Annotated in this window: 19 protein-coding genes and 1 riboswitch; of the genes, 10 read left to right on the forward strand and 9 right to left on the reverse strand. The window is 53.4% G+C overall.

Features of this window, described 5'->3' with window-relative positions:
* Positions 1–36: 36 nt before the first annotated feature.
* Positions 37–1,746: a glycoside hydrolase family 2 protein gene (locus RAC89_RS04800; protein ID WP_306612125.1), complete on the forward strand. Its 1,710-nt coding sequence runs from the start codon at positions 37–39 to the stop codon at positions 1,744–1,746.
* 46 nt (positions 1,747–1,792) lie between these two features.
* Here the strand turns inward: RAC89_RS04800 and RAC89_RS04805 are convergent, their stop codons facing one another.
* Positions 1,793–2,887, reverse strand: coding sequence for a citrate synthase/methylcitrate synthase (locus tag RAC89_RS04805; RefSeq protein WP_306612126.1), 1,095 nt, complete (start codon positions 2,885–2,887; stop codon positions 1,793–1,795).
* A 435-nt stretch (positions 2,888–3,322) separates the two neighbouring features.
* Positions 3,323–4,714 carry a CapA family protein gene (locus RAC89_RS04810; protein WP_306612127.1) on the reverse strand — a complete coding sequence of 464 codons (1,392 nt, stop codon included), beginning with the start codon at positions 4,712–4,714 and terminating at the stop codon, positions 3,323–3,325.
* A 350-nt stretch (positions 4,715–5,064) separates the two neighbouring features.
* Between RAC89_RS04810 and RAC89_RS04815 the strand changes: the two genes are divergently transcribed.
* From RAC89_RS04815 to lepB, 7 genes are all read left to right on the forward strand, one after another.
* Positions 5,065–5,841 carry an ABC transporter permease gene (locus RAC89_RS04815; RefSeq protein ID WP_306612129.1) on the forward strand — a complete coding sequence of 259 codons (777 nt, stop codon included), beginning with the start codon at positions 5,065–5,067 and terminating at the stop codon, positions 5,839–5,841.
* Positions 5,838–6,632, forward strand: coding sequence for an ABC transporter permease (locus RAC89_RS04820; protein ID WP_306612131.1), 795 nt, complete (start codon positions 5,838–5,840; stop codon positions 6,630–6,632). The genes RAC89_RS04815 and RAC89_RS04820 overlap by 4 nt, the downstream gene beginning before the upstream one ends.
* A 36-nt stretch (positions 6,633–6,668) precedes the next feature.
* Positions 6,669–7,637: an ABC transporter ATP-binding protein gene (locus RAC89_RS04825; protein ID WP_306612132.1), complete on the forward strand. Its 969-nt coding sequence runs from the start codon at positions 6,669–6,671 to the stop codon at positions 7,635–7,637.
* Positions 7,638–7,687: 50 nt separating this feature from the next.
* Positions 7,688–8,440: a metallophosphoesterase family protein gene (locus RAC89_RS04830; protein ID WP_306612133.1), complete on the forward strand. Its 753-nt coding sequence runs from the start codon at positions 7,688–7,690 to the stop codon at positions 8,438–8,440.
* A gap of 210 nt (positions 8,441–8,650) precedes the next feature.
* A complete protein-coding gene (locus RAC89_RS04835; protein ID WP_306612135.1) occupies positions 8,651–9,859 on the forward strand; it encodes an MFS transporter in 1,209 nt (402 codons plus the stop codon).
* 56 nt (positions 9,860–9,915) lie between these two features.
* Positions 9,916–10,122 carry a hypothetical protein gene (locus RAC89_RS04840; RefSeq protein ID WP_306612137.1) on the forward strand — a complete coding sequence of 69 codons (207 nt, stop codon included), beginning with the start codon at positions 9,916–9,918 and terminating at the stop codon, positions 10,120–10,122.
* Between the two features lie 27 nt (positions 10,123–10,149).
* Entirely contained in the window at positions 10,150–10,641 is a 492-nt protein-coding gene (gene lepB / locus RAC89_RS04845; RefSeq protein ID WP_306612138.1) for a signal peptidase I, read from the forward strand.
* 80 nt (positions 10,642–10,721) lie between these two features.
* Here the strand turns inward: lepB and RAC89_RS04850 are convergent, their stop codons facing one another.
* Positions 10,722–11,360, reverse strand: coding sequence for an O-methyltransferase (locus RAC89_RS04850; protein ID WP_306612139.1), 639 nt, complete (start codon positions 11,358–11,360; stop codon positions 10,722–10,724).
* Positions 11,361–11,498: 138 nt separating this feature from the next.
* Between RAC89_RS04850 and RAC89_RS04855 the strand changes: the two genes are divergently transcribed.
* Positions 11,499–12,659, forward strand: a complete 1,161-nt coding sequence (locus RAC89_RS04855; protein ID WP_306612140.1) for a THUMP domain-containing class I SAM-dependent RNA methyltransferase — start codon at positions 11,499–11,501, stop codon at positions 12,657–12,659.
* 18 nt (positions 12,660–12,677) lie between these two features.
* Here RAC89_RS04855 and galE read toward each other — a convergent pair whose 3' ends face one another.
* From galE to RAC89_RS04870, 3 genes are all read right to left on the reverse strand, one after another.
* A complete protein-coding gene (galE, locus tag RAC89_RS04860) occupies positions 12,678–13,688 on the reverse strand; it encodes a UDP-glucose 4-epimerase GalE (protein WP_306612141.1) in 1,011 nt (336 codons plus the stop codon).
* Between the two features lie 192 nt (positions 13,689–13,880).
* Positions 13,881–14,795 (reverse strand): DHH family phosphoesterase, encoded by a 915-nt coding sequence (locus tag RAC89_RS04865; protein ID WP_306612142.1) that lies wholly within the window; start codon positions 14,793–14,795, stop codon positions 13,881–13,883.
* Between the two features lie 168 nt (positions 14,796–14,963).
* Positions 14,964–16,256, reverse strand: coding sequence for a Gfo/Idh/MocA family protein (locus RAC89_RS04870; protein WP_284640968.1), 1,293 nt, complete (start codon positions 16,254–16,256; stop codon positions 14,964–14,966).
* A 145-nt stretch (positions 16,257–16,401) separates the two neighbouring features.
* Here RAC89_RS04870 and RAC89_RS04875 point away from each other — a divergent pair, with 145 nt between their 5' ends.
* On the forward strand, positions 16,402–17,256 hold the full coding sequence (locus RAC89_RS04875) for a helix-turn-helix domain-containing protein (protein WP_284640969.1): 855 nt from the start codon (positions 16,402–16,404) through the stop codon (positions 17,254–17,256).
* A gap of 71 nt (positions 17,257–17,327) precedes the next feature.
* Here the strand turns inward: RAC89_RS04875 and RAC89_RS04880 are convergent, their stop codons facing one another.
* From RAC89_RS04880 to RAC89_RS04890, 3 genes are all read right to left on the reverse strand, one after another.
* Positions 17,328–18,140, reverse strand: a complete 813-nt coding sequence (locus RAC89_RS04880) for a DUF2935 domain-containing protein (RefSeq protein ID WP_306612143.1) — start codon at positions 18,138–18,140, stop codon at positions 17,328–17,330.
* A gap of 98 nt (positions 18,141–18,238) precedes the next feature.
* Positions 18,239–18,514, reverse strand: coding sequence for a hypothetical protein (locus tag RAC89_RS04885; protein WP_306612145.1), 276 nt, complete (start codon positions 18,512–18,514; stop codon positions 18,239–18,241).
* Between the two features lie 96 nt (positions 18,515–18,610).
* Positions 18,611–18,700: riboswitch (cyclic di-GMP riboswitch) on the reverse strand.
* 75 nt (positions 18,701–18,775) lie between these two features.
* Entirely contained in the window at positions 18,776–20,032 is a 1,257-nt protein-coding gene (locus tag RAC89_RS04890) for an MDR family MFS transporter (RefSeq protein ID WP_306612147.1), read from the reverse strand.
* Between the last annotated feature and the right edge of the window lie 25 nt (positions 20,033–20,057).

Below are 20,057 nucleotides of genomic sequence, written 5' to 3' on the forward strand. Positions count from 1 at the left end.
GGTTCATATAACGATATTTCCTGGAGGTCATCCCCTATGATACGTACATTCCCCGAACATGTGATTCGCTCGACCAAAGAGCTGAGCGGTCCATGGGATTTCATTACAGACCCGAACAATATCGGCATACAGGACGGCTGGTTCCGACAGTTTCCGTCCCCGCAGCTGCGTGTGACGGTTCCCTCCTGCTGGAATAACGAAATGGGCTTCTTTGAGTATGAAGGTGTGGCCTGGTACCGGACGGAGCTCGAACTGGCGGAAGCCGGGCCTTTGAAGCTGATTTTCCATGCCGTTCTTGGTCATGCGGATGTGTATCTCGACGGTGAGCATTTAGGCTACCATTATGGGGGGTATACGCCGTTTCACTTTATCGTAGAGAATGCCGCTGCCGGAAAGCATGAGCTGATCGTGCGAACAGACAGTACGCTGACGAAGCAAACGATACCGATCGACCCCGTCGACTGGTTTCATTACGGAGGTATCATCCGGCCAGTGGAGCTTCAGATGCTGGAGAAGGTGTTCATCGATAAACTGCGAGTCGACTACACCTTAGAGGGCAGCAATGCGGAGGTAAGCTTCAGCCTTCAGCTTCGCTCCCTGGACAAAGAGGAACGGAAGGTGCCTTTGAGCTTAACGGCGGACCGGGAAATCATCCATCAGGAGGAAGTCCTCGTGCCGGCGGGACAAACCGTAGCCGTGTCCGTGAAGCAGCAATGGAGCCAGGTCCGTCTATGGAATGTCGGGCGTTCGGAGCTGTACCTCATCGGTGCCGCTATCCCTGGGGACGATCTGTATGATCGCATCGGCTTCCGCCGCATTGAGGTTCGCGATCATCAGATCTGCATCAATGGTGAGCCTGTTTATTTGCAAGGGGTTAACCGTCACGAGGAGCACCCGGAATGGGGCTTTGCCTTCCCTCCGAAGCTGATGCGCAAGGATCTCGACATCATTTTGGAAATGGGCTGCAACTCGGTTCGCGGCTCGCATTATCCGCAAAGCAAATATTGGATCGACCTGCTCGATGAGCAGGGACTTGTCTTCTGGAGCGAGATCCCGATGTGGGGGGCTCTCATGCCGAAGGAAGTGACCGTTGACCCGTTATTCCAGCAGCGTGCCCATACGATGGTCGATGAAATGATCGAAAGGGACTTCCATCACCCGTGCATCGTGTTCTGGTCCGTCCATAATGAAATTGACACCACGTGCGAGGAGGGGCTGGATATATCCGAGAAGCTGGTGAAGCTCGTTCGGAGTAAAGATTCGTCCCGTCTGGTAGCCTATGCGACCATGCATCCTCTCAAAGATATCGTGATGCCTCTGTTCGATGTCATTGGTATCAATAAGTACCACGGCTGGTATGAGGGCGAGGTGGCCGGCTTCCGGGATATGCTGGAGCAGTTCCATGCGCGTGCGGAAGCATTGGGCGCAGGAGATCGTCCTGTGCTGATGACGGAGTTCGGCGGTGCTGGGATTTACGGAGACACGGGCTGGGAGCCCCGTCTCTTCAGTGAAGATTATCAGGCGCATATCGTCACGGAGGCGCTGCGGATTTTCCGTGAGGACCCTCGCATTGTGGGAACCTATGTATGGCAGTTCGCCGATGTACGCGGGGATCTGAAGAGCTACAAGAGCGCGTTCCGCGACAGAGCGCGAAGCTTTAACAATAAGGGTCTCGTCAACGAGTACCGCAAGCCGAAGCAATCGTTCCGTGAAGTCAGGGCGATTTATCGCAGCGGGGAAAAATAAGGGATGAAAAGAGGTCCTCCGGGAGGGAGAGACCTCTTTCTTTATCTTAGCCGCTTGACGGGAATGACCCCGTGTAGGCTGACTGAGGACGGTATATCCGGTTATTTACGGACTGCTCCAGGATGTGCGCCGTCCAGCCTACCATGCGGCTGGCTGTGAATGTCGGCGTGAACAGCTCCGCAGGCATCCCGATCGCTTTCATAATCGCAGCAGCGTAGAACTCGACATTGGTGCACAGCCTGCGTCCGGGCTTATACTCCTCCAGTAAACGGAGTGCCGTTTCCTCGACATATAGCGCAAGCTTAAACCAACAATCGTCCGAGGCGACTCGCTTGGTTACTTCGCGCAGCGCCAAGGCACGAGGATCGCTCGTTTTGTAAACGCGGTGACCGAACCCCATAAGCTTGCCCCCTTGCTCCAGAATGCCGCGGATTTGCGCCTCGGCTCTCTCCTTGCTGCCTATCGCTTCAAGCAGCTCGATAACGGCCGAAGGCGCTCCTCCGTGAAGGGGGCCCTTCATCGCGCCGATCGCTCCGCTTGCTGCCGGGATCATGCCCGCTTCCGTTGAGGCAATCACCCTCCCCGCGAAGGTAGACGCGTTAAAGCCATGCTCCATAGCCAGAACAAGATAGGCATCCAGCGCCCGAACATGGTCGTCCTGCCGCCGGGCCCCATGCAGCATGTACAAGTAGTTCGCCGTGTGATCGAGCTCCGCTGACGGTCCTGTCCAGCTGAGACCCGCCAGCTGCCTATACCGATAAGCAATGATCGTGGGAACGATCGCTGTGAGAGTAAGTGCCTGTTCAAGCGTCGGCGGCCACTCCGGAGCGCAACCGATGGCAGCCACCGCCGATTGGACGACGCTCATCATCGGCCTGTCGGAGGGGATCGCGTCAATGAGCTGCCTTAAATAAGCCGGGAGCTCGCGCAGCTCCTTCCATTGCGCTTTCCATTGAACGGCTTCCTCGGGATTCGGCAATCGCCCCTTCCAGAGCAGGAACGCGACCTCCTCGAAGCTGTTCGTTTGCGCCAGCTCCCTCGCCCAATGACCTCGATACACCAGCCACCCCTTCTCTCCATCCACTAAACTGATCGACGACTCCCCCGCAACAATCCCTTCTAACCCTTTATGCACAATCATTATGCATCCCTCCAAGAGTCTTATTGGATAATACAATAACTCATATTGGTAATAATGTAAATTTATATGTTTTTATTTGTGTGATAATTATTACTTATTACGAAACTGCCTAACGACCTCCTTTTTTGAAATCTCTGCGTATCAACAGCAAATTTCTGAGAATATACAACTTTTTTCTCGGCTCTGAAACAAAGCACATAGATTTCTGCGTAAATACAACATTCCCGGGCCATTTGCCGCGTTTTCAGCCATTGCGCTCTCTCAAAGATGCCTCTCCGCACAAATCACGTGGTCAAGTCTCGCTTGAGTCGTAGATTTGAGCACTATAGCAGCATTGCCTCCCTTACCCATCACATATGGCCATCAAAGGGCGAGCAACAGTAAAACAAAAAATCGCCAGAAATGCCTATCACAGCATTCCTGACGATCCTTCCTTTACCTTTCCCCAGTCGATTCCGATGCGGGCTTCTGCTGGGCAGGAGCCGTAGCCTTGCTCTGTTCCTTCTGCGGTGTGGCTGCAGGCTTCGACGTGGAAGTCGACTGGGCCGGCGCCGTGCTTTTCCCCTCCGTCTTAGGTGTCGTTGACTTTGAATCGGTCGTCTTTGATTCCGTAGGCTTCGTCTCGGTCGATTTCACACCGCTGCTCGGGCTCTTGGCCGGAGGCGTCTTCACCGTCGGCGGCACAGCCTCCACGGCCGGTGCCAGGAATCCCGTGTTCACAGGCCCGACCCGAATGTTCCCTTGCTCGTCGATCTTAGCGTTGTACGAAACCCGCGACAGCCTCTCGAATAGCTTAAGCCCAAGATCCTCCACCATCCGAATCGGCTGCGCCCACTTGGTCATGATCGGAATCATATGCAGCTCGCACGTTCTCTCCTTCGTGCAAGACGCCTCCAGAATCATGCTTTCCCAAGTCGCCGGCACCTCATTAGTAGTAAAAATAAAATTGCCCAAGCTGTAAGCGATCCATTTGCCTTTATACTGCTCAAAGCCCTGTAATACATGCGGGTGACTTGCCACGACGAGATCTGCACCCTCGTCGATATAGGCGTGAGCCAAATCGACCTGCTCCTTGACCGGACGATCCTTACGCTCCTGACCCCAATGAGCGATGACAACCACCAGGTCCGCCTCCGCTCTCGCCTTCCGGATGGCCTCGGAAGCCATTTTGGTGCTGTAGCTTTCCGCTACGCCCGGTTTATTTTTGCCCGCATACCAGCTGGTGCTCGGGATCACGCGGCTGAATCCGAGGAACGCGATTTTCATCCCCTGATGCTGAACGATCGCGGGGGTAAAGGCCTCGTCGATATTACGTCCGGCACCGATTCTTAGAAACTGATGGGTGTCCAAATGATCGAATGTATCCAATAGACCCTCTTGCCCGTAGTCCATAATGTGGTTGTTCGCCAGGTTCAATACATCGACGCCGGCATTCTTGAGCTCGGGAAGCGCCTGTACCGGTGAGCGGAATACATACTCCTTGCTTTCCGCCTTGCCCCTGTCCGTAATCGGCGACTCCAGATTGGCTATTGTAATATCGGCTTTTTCCAAATACGATTTGACGTATTTGTAAGGGTACGCATACCCGTTCGTCTTGAGCAAATCCTCCACCTTACTGGCAAAAAGGATATCGCCGACAAACGTCAAATTCACCTTCTCCGGGGGCTTGGGTACGGATGGCACATCCGAAATCGGCTTCTCGCTCACCGTTGAAGGGTTACCTGCTGCTGGTGCCTTCCCCCCAGCCGTGACTCCGCTCTTCGCTTCCGCTTCCGCCTGCTGACCCGGCGGATCGAGGGAGGAAACCAAATATCCGAAGGCACCCACCGCAAGAACGGCGATGACGCTTGCCTTGATCCATAACGTCTTGCGGAACTTTGTTTCCTTCTGCTCCTTTTGCTTCTCCGATCGTGATAAAATGGCAATCTACCCCTTTGCATAACAAGCTGCTTCCAACCTCATCGTGCACCCCATTATACCAAATTCGCCCATTCCGGTCATGAGTCGACAAACTTAAAAATTGATTAAAAAAAGTAATTGCCAGATCAATCCATTTTTGCTATCATAGAAATCCTCTCGCCAATTTCACCGCATGAATACCCCAAGATAGGAAACCGCTTACTGCGACTCGCGCAGCCGTTACCTGCGCAAACGCAAACCATTCCTCGGAGGTGTCTATGCTTTTTCCCGTATTAGCAAGCAAGACGTATTCCCGCAACCTGCAGTACCGCGCCTCTCATGCCATCAACACCTTGGCCAGTGCGGTCTTCGGGCTTATTTACGTCTCCATATGGAGGGGGATCGGAGAATCCTCGGCTATGGAGGGGTACACCGTCGGGAGCGTCGTTCACTACGTTGCCCTTAATCAAGCCTTCCTGTGGGTCACAATCTTCGTCACTCATGGCCTGGCCATCGAACGTTCCGTCCGAACAGGACAAATCGCCATCGAGCTGCTTCGGCCGGTCAACCTGTTCTACCAGCTCATGTGCCGTGAATGGGGACAGATCGCCTACCAGCTGCTTTACAAAACCATGCCTATCTACCTTCTTTATCTGTTCACCCTCTCTCTTCCGGTTCCATCGGACGCTTCCACCTGGCTTGGCTTCATCGGAGCCATTCTATCCGCCGCTTACATCAGCATCTGCATTAACTACTTGATCGGCATTACGTCCTTGTGGACCACGGAATCACAATGGCTGTATTGGGTGCATTACTCGGTTTCGACCGTCCTATCCGGCTTTCTCATCCCTATTGAATGGCTCCCGGGATGGCTGCAGGTCGTTAGCCGGTGGACTCCTTATCCTTACCTGCAATTTATTCCAAGTAAAATTTATCTCGGGTTAGAGCCCGTGACCAGCATGCTCGGCGGGCTTGTATGGGGAGCCGGCTTCACCTTGCTGTGCCTCTTCGCAACCGCTTGGGCGAGACGTCAAGTGGAGGTGCAGGGCGGATGAACTACTTCCAAATGTATTTGCTGCTGATCCGCGCCAGCGTCCGGAGCCGGATGCAATATACGTTCAACTTCTGGTTCTCTACGCTGCTGGCGGCGATCGTTAATGCCATGGATTTTCTGCTGATTTCCCTCGTCCTATGGAAGTTTGACCGCATTCTCGGCTGGAGCCTCTACGAGATCGGCTATTTATACGCAACCATCATGCTCTCCAAAATGCTGTTCCGCATGTTCGCCAACGACGTACACCATCTGGAAAAATATTTGATTTCGGGCGACCTTGACGGTCTGCTGATACGCCCCTTGCCGATTTTGCTCACGCTGATGACGCAGAACTTTCGGCTGATGCCCGGGGAGCTCATTCAGGGAGGCATCATCCTTACCTTGTCCCTCAGCCATCTCTTGGAGATCGGGCAAGTCTCTTGGTGGGCCATACCGCTCACGATTTTGGCGGTCATTCCAACCGGAGCCGTTTTGCTTTTTGCCATCGGACTGGGTACCGTGACGTTTGGCTTCTGGATGACAAGGACCAGCGAGCTGCAAAATGTAACCGAGGATGCAGCGCGAACCGCGGTGCAATATCCGCTGGATCTGTATCCCGGTTGGCTCAAGGGGATCCTGCTCACCCTCGTTCCGACCGCTATGGCCAACTATATTCCGACGCTTTACGTGGTCAGGGGAATGTACGGCTGGTGGGTGCTGCCGGCGGTGACGGCTTTTGCTTTCGTGTTTCTGCTGCTCATGTACCGTTTTTGGCAGCTCGGCTTGACCAAATACCAAAGTACGGGCAGCTGACGGTCAGCCGGCCCCGAGAGGAGCGTTCCTTTTCCCATGATTCAAGTCCAACATTTACATAAAAGCTTCCGTATCCCCCCGGCCCATAAAAGCCGGCTGGCGCGCATCCGCGCCTATATATCCGGGAACCTAGCCCACAAAACGGCGGTGCAGGATATCAGCTTCACCATCGGCAAAGGTGAATTCGTCGGTTATATCGGTCCGAACGGCGCAGGCAAATCGACGACAATCAAGATGCTAACGGGCATTTTGCATCCTTCCTCGGGCCAAGTGCTGATCGGCGGCCGGAGTCCGCATCGGGAACGCAGACATGTCGTGGGAAGACTCGGCGTCGTATTCGGCCAGCGCAGCCAGCTGTGGTGGGATTTGCCCGTCCGCGATTCCTTCGATATATTGGCAGCCATGTACCGGGTGGAGAAGCAGGATAAACAGAGACGTCTGGAGGAGCTCGGCGAGCTCCTCGGGCTTAAGGAATTTATCGATACCCCGGTGCGCAAGCTTTCCCTCGGACAGCGAATGCGGGCGGACCTGGCGGCTGCACTGCTTCACGATCCCGAGGTGCTGTTCCTCGATGAGCCTACCATCGGTCTCGATGTGGTAGCCAAGAAGAACATTCGCCGGTTACTTTCAACAGTCAACCGGGAATTCGGGAAAACCGTCCTGCTGACCACCCACGATATGGATGACATCGAAGAGCTCTGTCAGCGAGTGATGGTGATCAATCACGGCCGGCTCGCTTATGACGGCACGATCCATAACCTGAGAGAGCGGATCGGCCTTCCTACGATTCTGAAGGTAACCTTTACAACAAGGGTGCAAATCCCCCCGGACCTGCAGATCGGTTTCCAGGTCGTATCGGACTCGGGCACGGAGCTTACCGTTCACTGTAACCGATCCGAGCTGCAGGCGATGGAGGTGCTACGCAGGCTGGAGCAGCACGGAACGATCATGGACGTACATATGGAAGAGCCGGATTTTGAAGAGGTCATTCACAAGATCTACTAAGTTCTGGCATAATGAGAGGATAGAATAATGAATGTAGGAGGATTGCCCGTATGGTGAAAATAGCCATTATAGCGGATATTCACGGCAATCTTCCCGCTTTGGAGGCGGTGGCGGCGGACATACGCCGTCACCGAATTAAGCGAGTGATTTGCTTGGGTGATTTGGTGGGCAAAGGCCCTCAGCCGGCAGAAGCCGTGGACCGGATTCGCGAGCTTTGTGAGCTTACGGTTCAGGGCAATTGGGACCTTGGGATTAACGAGCCCCAGGATAAGGAGGCCGGCCTATGGCAGCAAGACCGATTGGGAAAGGAACGACTGGAATATTTACGCACTCTTCCCTTTTGTGCAGATCTTTGGCTTAGCGGCAAGAGGGTTCGGCTGTTCCATGCTTCAGCGAAGAGCGTATATCATAGGGTATTGAAGAAAGCCGACAAGTGGGAGCGTCTCGCCCTGTTCGAAAATACGGAGGCAACCGGTGGTTTTGCCGGTGAGGATGGGGTAACACCGGATGTGGTCGGGTATGCGGACATTCATGTTTCGTTCCATCGTACGTTCAAATCGAAGGACAAGCAAGGCTTGATGCTGTTCAATACCGGAAGCGTCGGTGCACCTTATGACGGCATCGCACAGGCGAGCTATGTGATCCTTGAAGGGCTCTGTGATTGCCGTGAGCCGGGGCCGTTCGCAGTCTCCATGGTTCGGGTACCCTATGATGTCAGCAAGGCCATAGCCATCGCCGAGCAAGTGGGACTTCCCAATCTGGAGCGGTTTCGATACGAGCAGCAGACCGCAATGGAGGGCTGAAAAGGATGATGGAATCCATATGTTTCCACGCGGCCCCTTACCGGCGATGGCGAACATCGTCCTGTACCGCGTACGATTTTAACTTGGCTGGCATTGTACGATCGCGGCCTGTTTATGGTACAATAGGGAAAGCAACATTCGGATGTAATAATTAACCATTGGTTCAAATCCAAACATATTGGACCTGCAACAGGAAAGAGGAGAACCGATTTGGCTCGCTGGAAAATTAACTTAATCGTCCTTTGGTTCGGAAACTTTCTGGCCATGGCGGGAATGACGATGATCATTCCGTTCCTCCCGCTGTACATTCAAGAAATGGGCATCACGGATCCGCATACGGTGGCCATCTGGGCCGGATTTATTTTTGCCGGGAATTTTGTTACGTCGTTTATCGCTCAACCGATTTGGGGCGGCCTGGCAGACAGGTATGGACGCAAGATGATGCTGCTCCGTTCCGGCTTCGGCATGGCTCTTGTCATGATGCTTATGGGGCTCGCTGCTTCCCCTCTGCACCTGCTGCTGCTCCGCATGACGAACGGCTTGGTTTCCGGCTTCGTCCCCGCTTCGGTAGCGCTGATGTCCACCAACACGCCTAAGCAAAACATGGGCTTCGCCATGGGGACACTTCAGTCGGGAGGGGTGGCCGGCACCATTTTGGGACCGCTCATCGGCGGACTCCTGGCCGAATGGATCGGCTTCCGTCCTATCTTTTACATTACCGGAGGATTGCTGTGCGCAGCTTCTATCTTGACCATGCTCCTGGTAAAGGAAAATTTTGATGCCGTTCAGGCAGCGGTCACCAAGAGCAAATCGATCTTTTCCGGCTTTTCCCAGCTCGTTAAAATTCGGGAGCTGCCCTCGCTTTACACGGTTACGTTTATGATTCAGTTCGCCTTACTCAGCTCGATGCCGCAGATCCCTCTATTCGTTCAGGAGCTTCACGGCAAGGGTGAATATCTCGCGTTCTTTTCCGGGCTTGTCGGCTCAATTACAGGCTTCTCCAACATGATTGCCTCTCCTCTCTTAGGAAGGCTCGGGGATCGGATCGGCCAGCAGAGGATTCTGGTCATTGCGCTTATAGGCGCAGCCATCGCTTTCATCCCTCAGGCATTGGTCACGAACATCTGGCAGCTGTTTGCCGCACGCTTCCTGCAGGGCATCTTTATGGGCGGCTTGCTTCCCTCGGTGCAAACGCTCATCCGTAAATATACACCCACAGGGATGGAAAGCCGCTCCTACAGCTTTAACTCCAGTGCGCTAAGCCTCGGTAATATGGCAGGGCCGATTTTCGGCGGCGCGGTCAGCGGTTATATCGGCATTAAAGGAATTTTCGTCGTGACATGTGTTCTGCTCCTGTGCAATGCCGTCTGGGCACAACGCTCGCTTCATGCCGGCAGGAAGCCCGCTTCAGACGCTTGACGGAGCGGATGCTAACGGAATCCAAGTGGAATGAATATGTTCGGAGGTGCTTGCTTTTGCTTAGAATCAATGTGAAGAAGGTACTGTTCATTCTGCTGTGTGCCGAGCTGATGTTTATCTATTACGGTCAGCTCGAGGTCAAGGAATCCAGGAGTCAGGTCATTCAAGGGAGCAATAGCGGGGAATCCGAACCGTCCGCCTCGCTGCCGGGACTGGAGAGTCAGTCTCTCCCTCCGGCGGAATTATGGAGGAAGGCTTCCTAGAGGAACCATATTGAGAGGGAGCAAACCATGAAGCTGTTTTATGCGCTATTATTAGCCGTTTCAATTTATACGCAGGACCTGAAGCCGTTCGTTGTGGAAGGCCCCTCCATGGAGCCCTCCCTTTTCGCTCAGGATCGGATTATCATTGATACATCGTATTATGAGAGCCATGATTTTGAACGAGGAGATTTGATTGTATTTCACGCAACACCTTCGCGCGATTATGTAAAACGCATTATTGCCCTGCCCGGTGAGAGAATCAAAATTGATGGTGATAGGGTTTATGTGAACGGAGAGCAGCTTGAGGAGCCCTATCTCCAGGAAGCCATTGCTGCCGCGAAGCAAAAAGGCCGACCCTTTAATACAAGAAACTACAGTGAAAGTACCGTTCCGAACGGCACTGTCTTCGTACTCGGAGATAACCGGTCCAATAGCGCGGATAGCCGGGATATCGGTTTTGTAAAGCTTTCCAGCATCACTGGGAAAATCGTAAATATCAACGGCTGGCCCGTTAAATGAGCAAACACCCTAAACAGACATCTATGGCTGCTTAGGGTGTTTCCATTCAGACTCGCAGAGTCCCCCCGAGTCCCTACAAGCTACCCGCGTACTCTGGCAATGGCCAGCCCGTCATACGCAGGGAGCAGCACGCCCTCAAGCCGAGGATCCTGCGCGATCATCTCATTGAAGATCCGCATCTTGGTAACGGCATTCCCCTTCTCCGCCGGATTCGTCGTTTTGCCCCGCATCAGTGTGTTATCGCCAACGACGACCGCTCCCGGGTTCGCTAAGCGAATGGCCCACTCCAGGTAGTTCGGGTAATTCCCTTTATCCGCATCAATGAAGAACAGGTCGAAGCGCCGTCCTTCCGCTTCCAGCTGCTTCAAGCTGTCCAGCGCTTCGCCTACCCGGTACTCTACCTGATGGCCGTGACCCGCTTCCTTCAAGTTGGCAAAGGCCACATCCGCGTACTCCTGTTTCAGCTCGAGCGATACAAGTTTCCCTTCGTTGCCAAGCCCTCTTGCTAAGCAAATGCCGCTATACCCGCCAAGCGCTCCAATTTCCAATACTTGATTGGAGCGTGTCATTTTGACCAGCAGGGTAAGTAATGTGCCGTATCCGGCGGCTACCGAAATTTCCGGCATGCCCTTCCCCCGAATATCCATTTTTACTCGCTCCAGCTGTTCGTCTTCCTTGATCAAGGATTCCACATACTGCTCTGCCGATAATGTCTCCATTTGCGGTTACCTCCCAGGTTACATAAGTCGCTTCCGATTCCGGACGGTTTGTGTTCCATCGCCGGATGTCCTATACTAAATGATTGTATGGCTTTTCCTGCCAGACTTCAACCTGCAACCCTTTGGAGTGACCCGATCATGTCTACAATACAATTAATTGCCACCGTCCCCATGGGCCTAGAAGCCGTGGTGGCACGTGAAATCAAGGACTTAGGCTATGAAGAAATGACGGTCGAGAACGGCCGCGTTACCTTTACCGCGGATTTAGCGGCCATCTGCCGCTGCAATTTGTGGCTCCGCACAGCGGACCGCATTTTGATCAAAATGGGGCAATTCGAGGCCCGCACCTTCGATGAGCTGTTCGAAGGGACAAAAGCACTGGATTGGCCCGACTGGATCCCCGAAGACGCGGAATTCCCCGTCGAGGGCCGATCCCACAAATCGCAGCTGTCGAGTGTGCCTGCCTGCCAAGGCATCGCGAAGAAAGCGATTGTGGAGAAGATGAAGGAGCGCTACGGGACGGAATGGTTCCGGGAAACCGGAGCCCGTTACGTTATCGAAGTAGCGCTATTGAACGACGTGGCCACGCTGACGCTGGACACGACGGGCCCGAGCCTGCACAAGCGCGGCTACCGCAAGCTTGTGACCGAAGCGCCGCTGAAGGAAACGATGGCGGCGGCCATGATCCTGCTCAGCCGCTGGCAAGGCGAGCGCCCGCTCTACGACCCGTTCTGCGGGTCGGGTACGATTGCGATCGAGGCCGCGATGATCGCGTGGAACCTCGCGCCGGGGCTGCGGCGCAAGTTCCCCTCCGAGGCATGGCCGATCCTGCCGGAGGAGCTGTGGGAGCAGGCGCGCGAGGAAGCGTTCGATCTCGTGCGCGACGATGTTCCGCTGCAAATTATCGGCTCCGACATCGACAAATCGGCGATCGAGGTAGCGGAAGCGGCTGCGAAGGCGGCCGGACTCGCGAAGGAGCTCGACCTGCGAGTGCTTCCCGTGGGCAAGGCTCAGCCGCGCGGCGATTACGGCTGCATTATTACGAACCCTCCCTACGGCGAGCGTCTTGGCGACCGGGAAGAAGTGGAACGAGCCCTGCGCCAATTCGGTAATCTTTATACGCAGCTGCCTACCTGGTCCGCCTTCATCCTTAGCCCCAGCAAGCAGCTCGAGCATTATGTCGGGCGGAAAGCGGACAAGAAGCGGAAGCTGTTCAACGGCCGAATTGAATGCGCCCTATATCAGTATTTTGCTCCTGGCGGTCTTAACGCCTGGAAGAAAAACAACCCGCAAGCCTAAGGCTTTGCGGGTTGTTCCCTATTCGTAGCCCTTCGGATTCCGGGACTGCCAGCGCCACGAGTCCACGCACATCTCCTCGATCCCTCGCGTTGCCGTCCATCCGAGCTCTTCCTTCGCCTTCACCGGATCGGCATAACATACGGCAATGTCACCGGGTCTTCTTGGACCTATAGCGTAAGGCACCTTACGGCCGGACGCCTTTTCGAACGCTTTTACCATCTCAAGAACGCTATATCCTCGGCCGGTTCCCAGGTTATAAGCATTCACTCCCCTGCCGCCCAAGACCTTCTCCACAGCCCTTACATGCCCGATAGCGAGATCAACCACATGGATGTAGTCTCTTACGCCCGTGCCGTCCACCGTCGGATAATCGTTGCCGAAGACACCAAGCTTCTCCAGCTTTCCGATAGCCACTTGCGTAATATATGGCATCAGGTTGTTCGGAATACCGTTCGGATCCTCCCCAATCAGACCGGAACGATGGGCGCCGATCGGATTAAAATAACGCAGCAGAGAAATGCTCCATTCCGGATCGGACACATAGAGGTCCCTTAGGATCTCTTCGATCATCAGCTTCGTCCGGCCATACGGATTCGTTGCCCCTAGCGGGAAATCCTCCGCAATCGGTACTCGCTCCGGCATCCCGTAGACCGTCGCGGATGAGCTGAATACCAGCTTCTTCACCCCGCTCGCAGCCATCGTCTCCGCAAGGATCAGTGTACCGGTAATATTGTTATGGTAATAACGTAACGGCTGCCGGACCGACTCGCCTACTGCCTTAAGTCCGGCAAAATGGATGACGGCTTCAATCCCATTTTCCGCAAAAACCTTTTCCACACCTTCCCGATGGAGCAAATCCACGTTATAAACCGGAAAATCCTTACCCGTAATTTCACGAACCCGGTGCATAGCTTCCATTTTGCTATTTATGAAATTATCAGCTACGATGATGTCATAACCCGCTTCCAGCAGCTCAACACACGTATGGCTTCCGATATAGCCTGCTCCCCCGGTGATCAAGATTGCCAAATGCAACGCCTCCCGCTCTTTTCCAAATCTAATTCTACAATAACCGATCGCTTCCATCAGTTCAATGTTAGTTTATACACCGAATAAGGGAACCCCAATCCGGTGAAATAGAAGGCATTGCGGTATAGAAAACAAAAAACCTCAGCTCAGCCCCTCATCAAGAGGCGCTAAGCCAAGGTTCCCGCAAGCTGCTTACCCGTTCGCTTTCATCGTTGCAATCAGCTGCTCAAGCACGGCATCCGCCTGCTCATACGGCACCTGGCAGGTTCCCGCCGCTTTGTGGCCGCCGCCGCCGTTCTGAAGCATCAGGGTGCCGATATCCGTCCTGCTTCCGCGGTTAATGATGCTGTGGCCGCAGGCAAACACGGCATTCTGCTTGCCCTTTCCGTCGATCGCCCAGATGGAGATGTTCTGCTCCGGATAGAGCGCATACACCATGAAGCGGTTCCCCGGATAAATCGTCTCCACCCCGCGCAGGTCCGTAATGATGACATTGCCGTCCGTTCGCGTATATTGCTGCAGCATCGCTTTATATTCCTTATCCAGCTCGAAGTAACGGTTGACGCGTTCCTTCACATCCGGAAGCTCCAGAATCTCTTCGATCGTCATGGTTGCGCAGTGATCCACTAAATCCTCCATCAGCTGATAGTTGCTGATCCGGTAATCACGATAACGTCCCAAGCCCGTACGTGCATCCATGATGAAAGACAGCAGATCCCATCGCTTCGGGTTCAAAATATCGTCGGCGGAAAATTGCGCCGCATCGGCCTTGTCCACGCCTTCCATGATATCGTCGATATCGCCGAACCGTTCTTTGCCGCCGTAATAATCGTATACTACGCGGGCCGCACTCGGTGCTATGCGTACCTCGCCCTTCACGCCGACCTGCTCCGCGTTGCGCTCGATCTCGCTGGAATGGTGGTCGAACCAAAGGCCGCAGCCGGCAACATAGGGAACATTAGCCAGAATGTCATTTTCATTTACTTCAATCAGCCCATCCTGCACATCCTTCGGATGAACGAACTTCATTTCATCAATCATACCGAGCTTCTTAAACAGCATCGCGCATACCAATCCGTCGAAATCGGAACGAGTAATCAAACGCACAGCGGTTCCTCCCCTTAGTTCCACAGCACTAGTTTTATGTACCATTCCATTATAATCGCTGCACATTCCCGGTACAATAGGGGCTCGGATGAAAAAAAAGCGCCCGAATGCTTGAAATGCATCGGGGCGCGGGATTTTTATTCGATTTCATTCGACATTAAATTTACTTTAGTGAAACTTTACCAAATCATCCACTTTTACTGCTTGGCCTGTTCGAATGGAACGGTTCGCCGCAATGCCGGTCAAGATTGACTGGGCGCCATCCACATGATTCGCTGCACGGCGGAATTTATCCTCTACAGGGGTACCGAAGATGTCATTCAGCAGCACAGGGTCGCCGCCGCCGTGACCGCCTTTTCCTTCCTCCACCTGCACCTCGTACGGAGCACCGAACATCGGCTGCACAACGATTTTTTTACCTTTCAACGCACCTTCCAGCGCCTTATCGCCACCGGAGTTAACATAAGACTGCTCCACGATGGTCATTTCGATCCGGCCGCGGGTACCGTTGAAAGCAATCCGATAGCCTTCCCAAGGCATGTAGGCGTTCAAGGAATAGGTCAGGATCGCATTATTTTTGTAACGTACCAGCACACCCATAGTATCCTCGATGTTGATGCCGTCACCGAATACGCTCTGGTCTCTCTGGTAGCCGTCCTCGTGCTCTGCGTCAAGGTATAGCGCCTTCAAGTGTTCGTTCTTATCCAAGTGCAAAGCGAAATGGTCGCCTTCCGCATTCGGATTGCCGGTAGCGCGTTGGTAAAATTTCGTCTCTCCGCGCTGCTCCGCGTTCTCCTTGCCGTAGAACAGCAGGTCGCCATAGGCAAACACTTCCTCCGGCTGGGAGCCGATCCAGAAGTTGACCAGATCGAAGTGATGGGTCGACTTGTGCACCAGCAGGCCGCCGCTGTTGCGCTTATCACGGTGCCAACGACGGAAATAGTCGGCGCCATGCTTCGTATTCAGGAGCCATTCGAAATGGATCGAGGTGACCTTGCCGATCTCGCCGTTCATGATCAGCTCACGAGCCTTCGTATGATGAGGCGCATAGCGGTAGTTAAACGTTACGCGAACCTGACGGCCCGTGCGTTCCACCGCATCAAGAATTTCCTGGCATTTCTTCTCGTCAACGGTCATCGGCTTCTCTGTAATGACATCGCAGCCGAGCTCCAAAGCACGAATAATGTAAGTGTGATGAGTCCGGTCCACACTGGTAACAATTACGGCATCCGGTTTTTCAATCTCGATCATTTGATCGAATTGATCGGCTTTGTAGGTTCTTACAGGGTTGTATCCGTATTTTTCAGTAAGGAGCTTGTTGGCGTAATTCATGCGGGTCTGGTTAATATCGCAAACGGCGAGAAGCTCCGACGTTTCCTTGTAATCGGTTGCAATCGCCTTGTAGAAGAACTCGGCTCGCCCTCCGACACCTACTTGAACATATTTCTTTTTTGCTGCCATATTCATTCTCTCCTTTCGTGATTAACCCATCTCTGAATCAAATCATAGCGCAAATAAATAAAACATTCGCCGCAAATGAAACCTTTTCGCGTCAAATGCCGCAAATTTTGTTATACTGTTCCTAGGAAAGGAGCGTTATGAGCCGATGCAATTTCCAAACCAACTCCGTTGCACAACGCCGGACAAGAGGATCGGGGTCGAATTCGATCGCCGCAAGGGACACTACACCATGGCCATTAACCACATCCATTCGCAGTATGAGCTCTATTACTTATTTTCCGGGCGGAGGAGCTACTTTATTAAAGACCGGTCTTACTCGGTCGAAGCGGGAGACCTTATCTTCATTCGCTCCGGAGAAGTTCATAAAACCTCGGATGTCGGCATACCCGAGCATGATCGAATCTTAATTTATTACTGGGAGTCCTTCTTCGAGCAGCATCCTCCGGAGCTTGCCGAGCTGCTGCGCTCTCCCTTTATGGCTGATGCACCGCTGCTTCGTCTCCCCCTGCATGAGCGCTTAAAGCTGGAAGGGATGCTGCTGGCCGTGCTCGAAGAAATCCACGCTGCCGCTCCCGGCTACGAGCTCGCAGTTCAGCTTGCCTCTACCGAGCTTTTGCTGCATGCCGCACGTTATCATCAAAAAAACAAGACGGCGCCAATGGAGCATGTCTCGCCGATGCATGAAAAAATATCGGAAATCGTTCAATATATTAATGCGAATTACGCCGAACCGATCAGCCTGCCTCTGCTTTCCGAGAAATTTTATGTCAGTATCAGTCATATCAGCCGCAAATTTAAAGAAATTACCGGCTTCAGCTTCACGGACTATTTGAACCTCAAGCGAATCAAGGAGGCGCAGCGTCTGCTTCAGCAATCCGAGCTCAGCATTACCGATATCTCGGAGCAGGTCGGCTTCGATAATTTCTCCCATTTCGGCAAAGTATTCAAGAAGCAGACCGGTGTCTCTCCCCGCACCTACCGCAGCTCGGAAAAGGGTTGAATCGGCAACGGAAAAAAGACCGGCGCCTTGAGCTCGCATTTGCGCTGCTCAAATCCGGTCTTCCTTATCTGTTATCCTTCCGTTCTCGGCTTGCCCGGGTCGCACTCCGGCGCTTTGGTGCCGGCCGTAAGCGAAAGCTTCGTCAAATAATAGCATTCCTCGCGCGCCATATGATCCGCCATCAGCGGTGTCAATACACCCAGCACCTCGCCGGTCAGCCTCATCTCTTCCAGCTCCCGGAGGAAGCCCTTGAAGAGCACCATCTCCAGCTCAATCTCCTTGTTGAAGCGAGCCAGTGCCGGAAACTGCGAAATGTTCGCGCGCATGTAGCCTGCCAGCTCAACCGCTTTCATGTAAAAATCGCGGAAATGCGATTCGAAGCTCTGGGCGGTTTCAATCAACGGCTTCTCCGCCATATCAAGGTCGCCGGCAATCGAAGCGGCATGCCCGAATGCATCCTGAAGCCATACCAGATGGTGGTGGATTTCATTATACATGGGAGCCGGTTGACCCGAAACGAGGAACCGGAGGACACGCAAATACTCCTCCACTTCATTGACCATATGGTTCAGAAAGCTCGGCGGCAGCTTAAGGCCAATCTTACCCGTAAGGTGTCTGCGCAGCAGATGGAGCTTGAAGTTCCTTAGATCCTGAGCGCGAGTATAGCTCTCCCGGCTAAGCTCCTGCAGCTGCGCTTCATCCAGCTCCGTCCTGGATTTTTCCAGCAGCTCATCCAGCTTCGCAATGTAAAACCGGGCACGCTGAATCTCCTGTACTTCATCCGGAGATAACGCGTCCTTAATGAACCGGGCATGATCGCCCGCAATCTGCAGCCAAAAGCGATGCTCGAATGAAGCCGATGCCGCGTAATCGGTCGGTTGCACAGGAATTCCTCCTATTAGGCCGGCTGAAATCTTCACAGCCCTAGTTTATCACCTAATATGTATGCAGGAGGCTTATCCATTTGAACAAACTTTTACTTCTACGCGTACCGAACCTTTTCCGTCCGGTAGCTTAAGTAATCAAACAGTTTGAGCAGCACATCATTACTGGCATCAAAACGCACGGAAAGCTTAACCTCACCGCGCCAATAAAAGGTAATGACATGATGACGCTGTCCCATCACCATCTCCAAGTCCCAGCAGGGCCGCGTCAGCTCGTATTCCTCCCGGTTGATCACCATTCTCGGTCCGTCGCCCGTCAAATACAAGCCTACGACGTCACTGCCCACCTTCGTACAAAACTCCTGCTTCATCATTATGTCCCTCTTTGCTTTTAGAATAGGTTGTCACACATACAAAGAACCTCCGTCCCAAGGACTGGAGGCCCGCATCTATACGCGAATCATCTTTCCTTCGGCGGCTGGCTGGCTTAACGCATCTTCTCCGTAGTAGCCCCTGTAGCTTTGCGTCACAGACTTTCGTCTGCTTTGCCCATATCGAGAACGATCGAATTTTGTCTTTTGTTATCCTTTCTTAGCATAAAAGATAGGTCTCACGGAATATATCAACCATAGTGCTCAATTTCTGGAATTCACGTAGGTCTTTAGTCCTGAATTAAACAATTGATTCCCTCTGGAATAAAAGTAAGAACCGCCTACTGTTACTATCGCCAATCCTAGGAATAACGGAGATCCGCCCCAGTGAGATAGTACAGCTCCCCCAATGATCGGCCCGATAAAGTGTCCCAGACTTGTGAACGACTGCGCCCCGAAGTAAGTCCCTCGCATTCCCTCCGGCGCCAGCCGGTCGATTAGGGCATTCGATGCAGGAAAGTTACATATTTCCCCCAGCGTAAAAAAGAACATCGATACCATGAACAGCAGCCACGAATCCGCAAAGGCGTACCCGATATTGCCTAGGGCAAACATGAGATTTCCAGCCACGATCGCTGCAAGCGGGCCGAAGCGCTCCCCGAACCTTGATACCGGTACCTGCAGCACGACTACGGTAATGGCGTTAATACTCATCAGCAAAGCGAACAGTGTCGCTCCGTCGGCTACGCTTCGCTCCACATATTGTGATAAGGTCACTGTCATCTGGGAATAGCTGATCGCTCCGATGATTCCGCCCATAATATACAATCGGAATACCCGGTCTCCGGTGATGACGCGCCATGCTGAAGCAACCGTTACTTGGCTTTTGTGTTCTCCTTCGATTTTTTGAATACCGAATCGCTGCAGCAGCAAGTAAAGACCTATAGCATATGCCAAATAAATGCCGGCGGTAATAAGGAAAGGCAGCCACGCCTCCATCGTACCGAAATACGCTCCGAGAAGCGGCCCTACGGCAACACCGACATTGATGGCAAGGTATCGGAGCGAGAATACCTTCAATCGCTTCTCCTTCGTCGTCACATCCACCATCAACGCCTGGGAAACCGGCTCGTAGAAGGCACGGCAAACGCCGTTGAGCATATTGAGCAGCAGAAAGGCTGCAGGCGATTTCGCTACAGCGAAGCCCATGAAGATGACGACCCAGCCGATCAGGGCGATCATCATGATCAGCTTCCGTCCGAGACGGTCAGAGAGAGCTCCTCCGATAAACCCCGCCGCCGTCCCCGCCAGAGAGCCCGCGCCGATGATCGCCCCGATGAGCAGCGGATTCATTCCATCTCGGGACAAATAGATGGCCAGGAAGGGCATGCTCATGGACGAGGCGGCGCGGGCCAGAATGGTACCGACGAGCAAGGTATGAACAATCGGATGATAGGCGTGCAGAAAGAGCAGGAAACGGGCAAAACCCGTTTTTTGTGCAGAGTCTATTTTAGGAAGCAATTTGTGCGTTCTCCTTTTATTGACC

The sequence above is a fragment of the Paenibacillus sp. GD4 genome (assembly GCF_030846225.1).
In the GTDB taxonomy this organism is placed as follows: domain Bacteria; phylum Bacillota; class Bacilli; order Paenibacillales; family NBRC-103111; genus Paenibacillus_G; species Paenibacillus_G silviterrae.

Excerpts from the sequence above, each read along its gene's own strand:
- RAC89_RS04800 (WP_306612125.1), top strand. The coding sequence starts at position 37 with ATGATACGTACATTCCCCGAACATGTGATTCGCTCGACCAAAGAGCTG.
- RAC89_RS04805 (WP_306612126.1), bottom strand. The coding sequence starts at position 2,887 with ATGATTGTGCATAAAGGGTTAGAAGGGATTGTTGCGGGGGAGTCGTCG.
- RAC89_RS04815 (WP_306612129.1), top strand. The coding sequence starts at position 5,065 with ATGCTTTTTCCCGTATTAGCAAGCAAGACGTATTCCCGCAACCTGCAG.
- RAC89_RS04820 (WP_306612131.1), top strand. The coding sequence starts at position 5,838 with ATGAACTACTTCCAAATGTATTTGCTGCTGATCCGCGCCAGCGTCCGG.
- RAC89_RS04825 (WP_306612132.1), top strand. The coding sequence starts at position 6,669 with ATGATTCAAGTCCAACATTTACATAAAAGCTTCCGTATCCCCCCGGCC.
- RAC89_RS04830 (WP_306612133.1), top strand. The coding sequence starts at position 7,688 with ATGGTGAAAATAGCCATTATAGCGGATATTCACGGCAATCTTCCCGCT.
- lepB (WP_306612138.1), top strand. The coding sequence starts at position 10,150 with ATGAAGCTGTTTTATGCGCTATTATTAGCCGTTTCAATTTATACGCAG.
- RAC89_RS04850 (WP_306612139.1), bottom strand. The coding sequence starts at position 11,360 with ATGGAGACATTATCGGCAGAGCAGTATGTGGAATCCTTGATCAAGGAA.
- RAC89_RS04855 (WP_306612140.1), top strand. The coding sequence starts at position 11,499 with ATGTCTACAATACAATTAATTGCCACCGTCCCCATGGGCCTAGAAGCC.
- RAC89_RS04870 (WP_284640968.1), bottom strand. The coding sequence starts at position 16,256 with ATGGCAGCAAAAAAGAAATATGTTCAAGTAGGTGTCGGAGGGCGAGCC.
- RAC89_RS04875 (WP_284640969.1), top strand. The coding sequence starts at position 16,402 with ATGCAATTTCCAAACCAACTCCGTTGCACAACGCCGGACAAGAGGATC.
- RAC89_RS04885 (WP_306612145.1), bottom strand. The coding sequence starts at position 18,514 with ATGATGAAGCAGGAGTTTTGTACGAAGGTGGGCAGTGACGTCGTAGGC.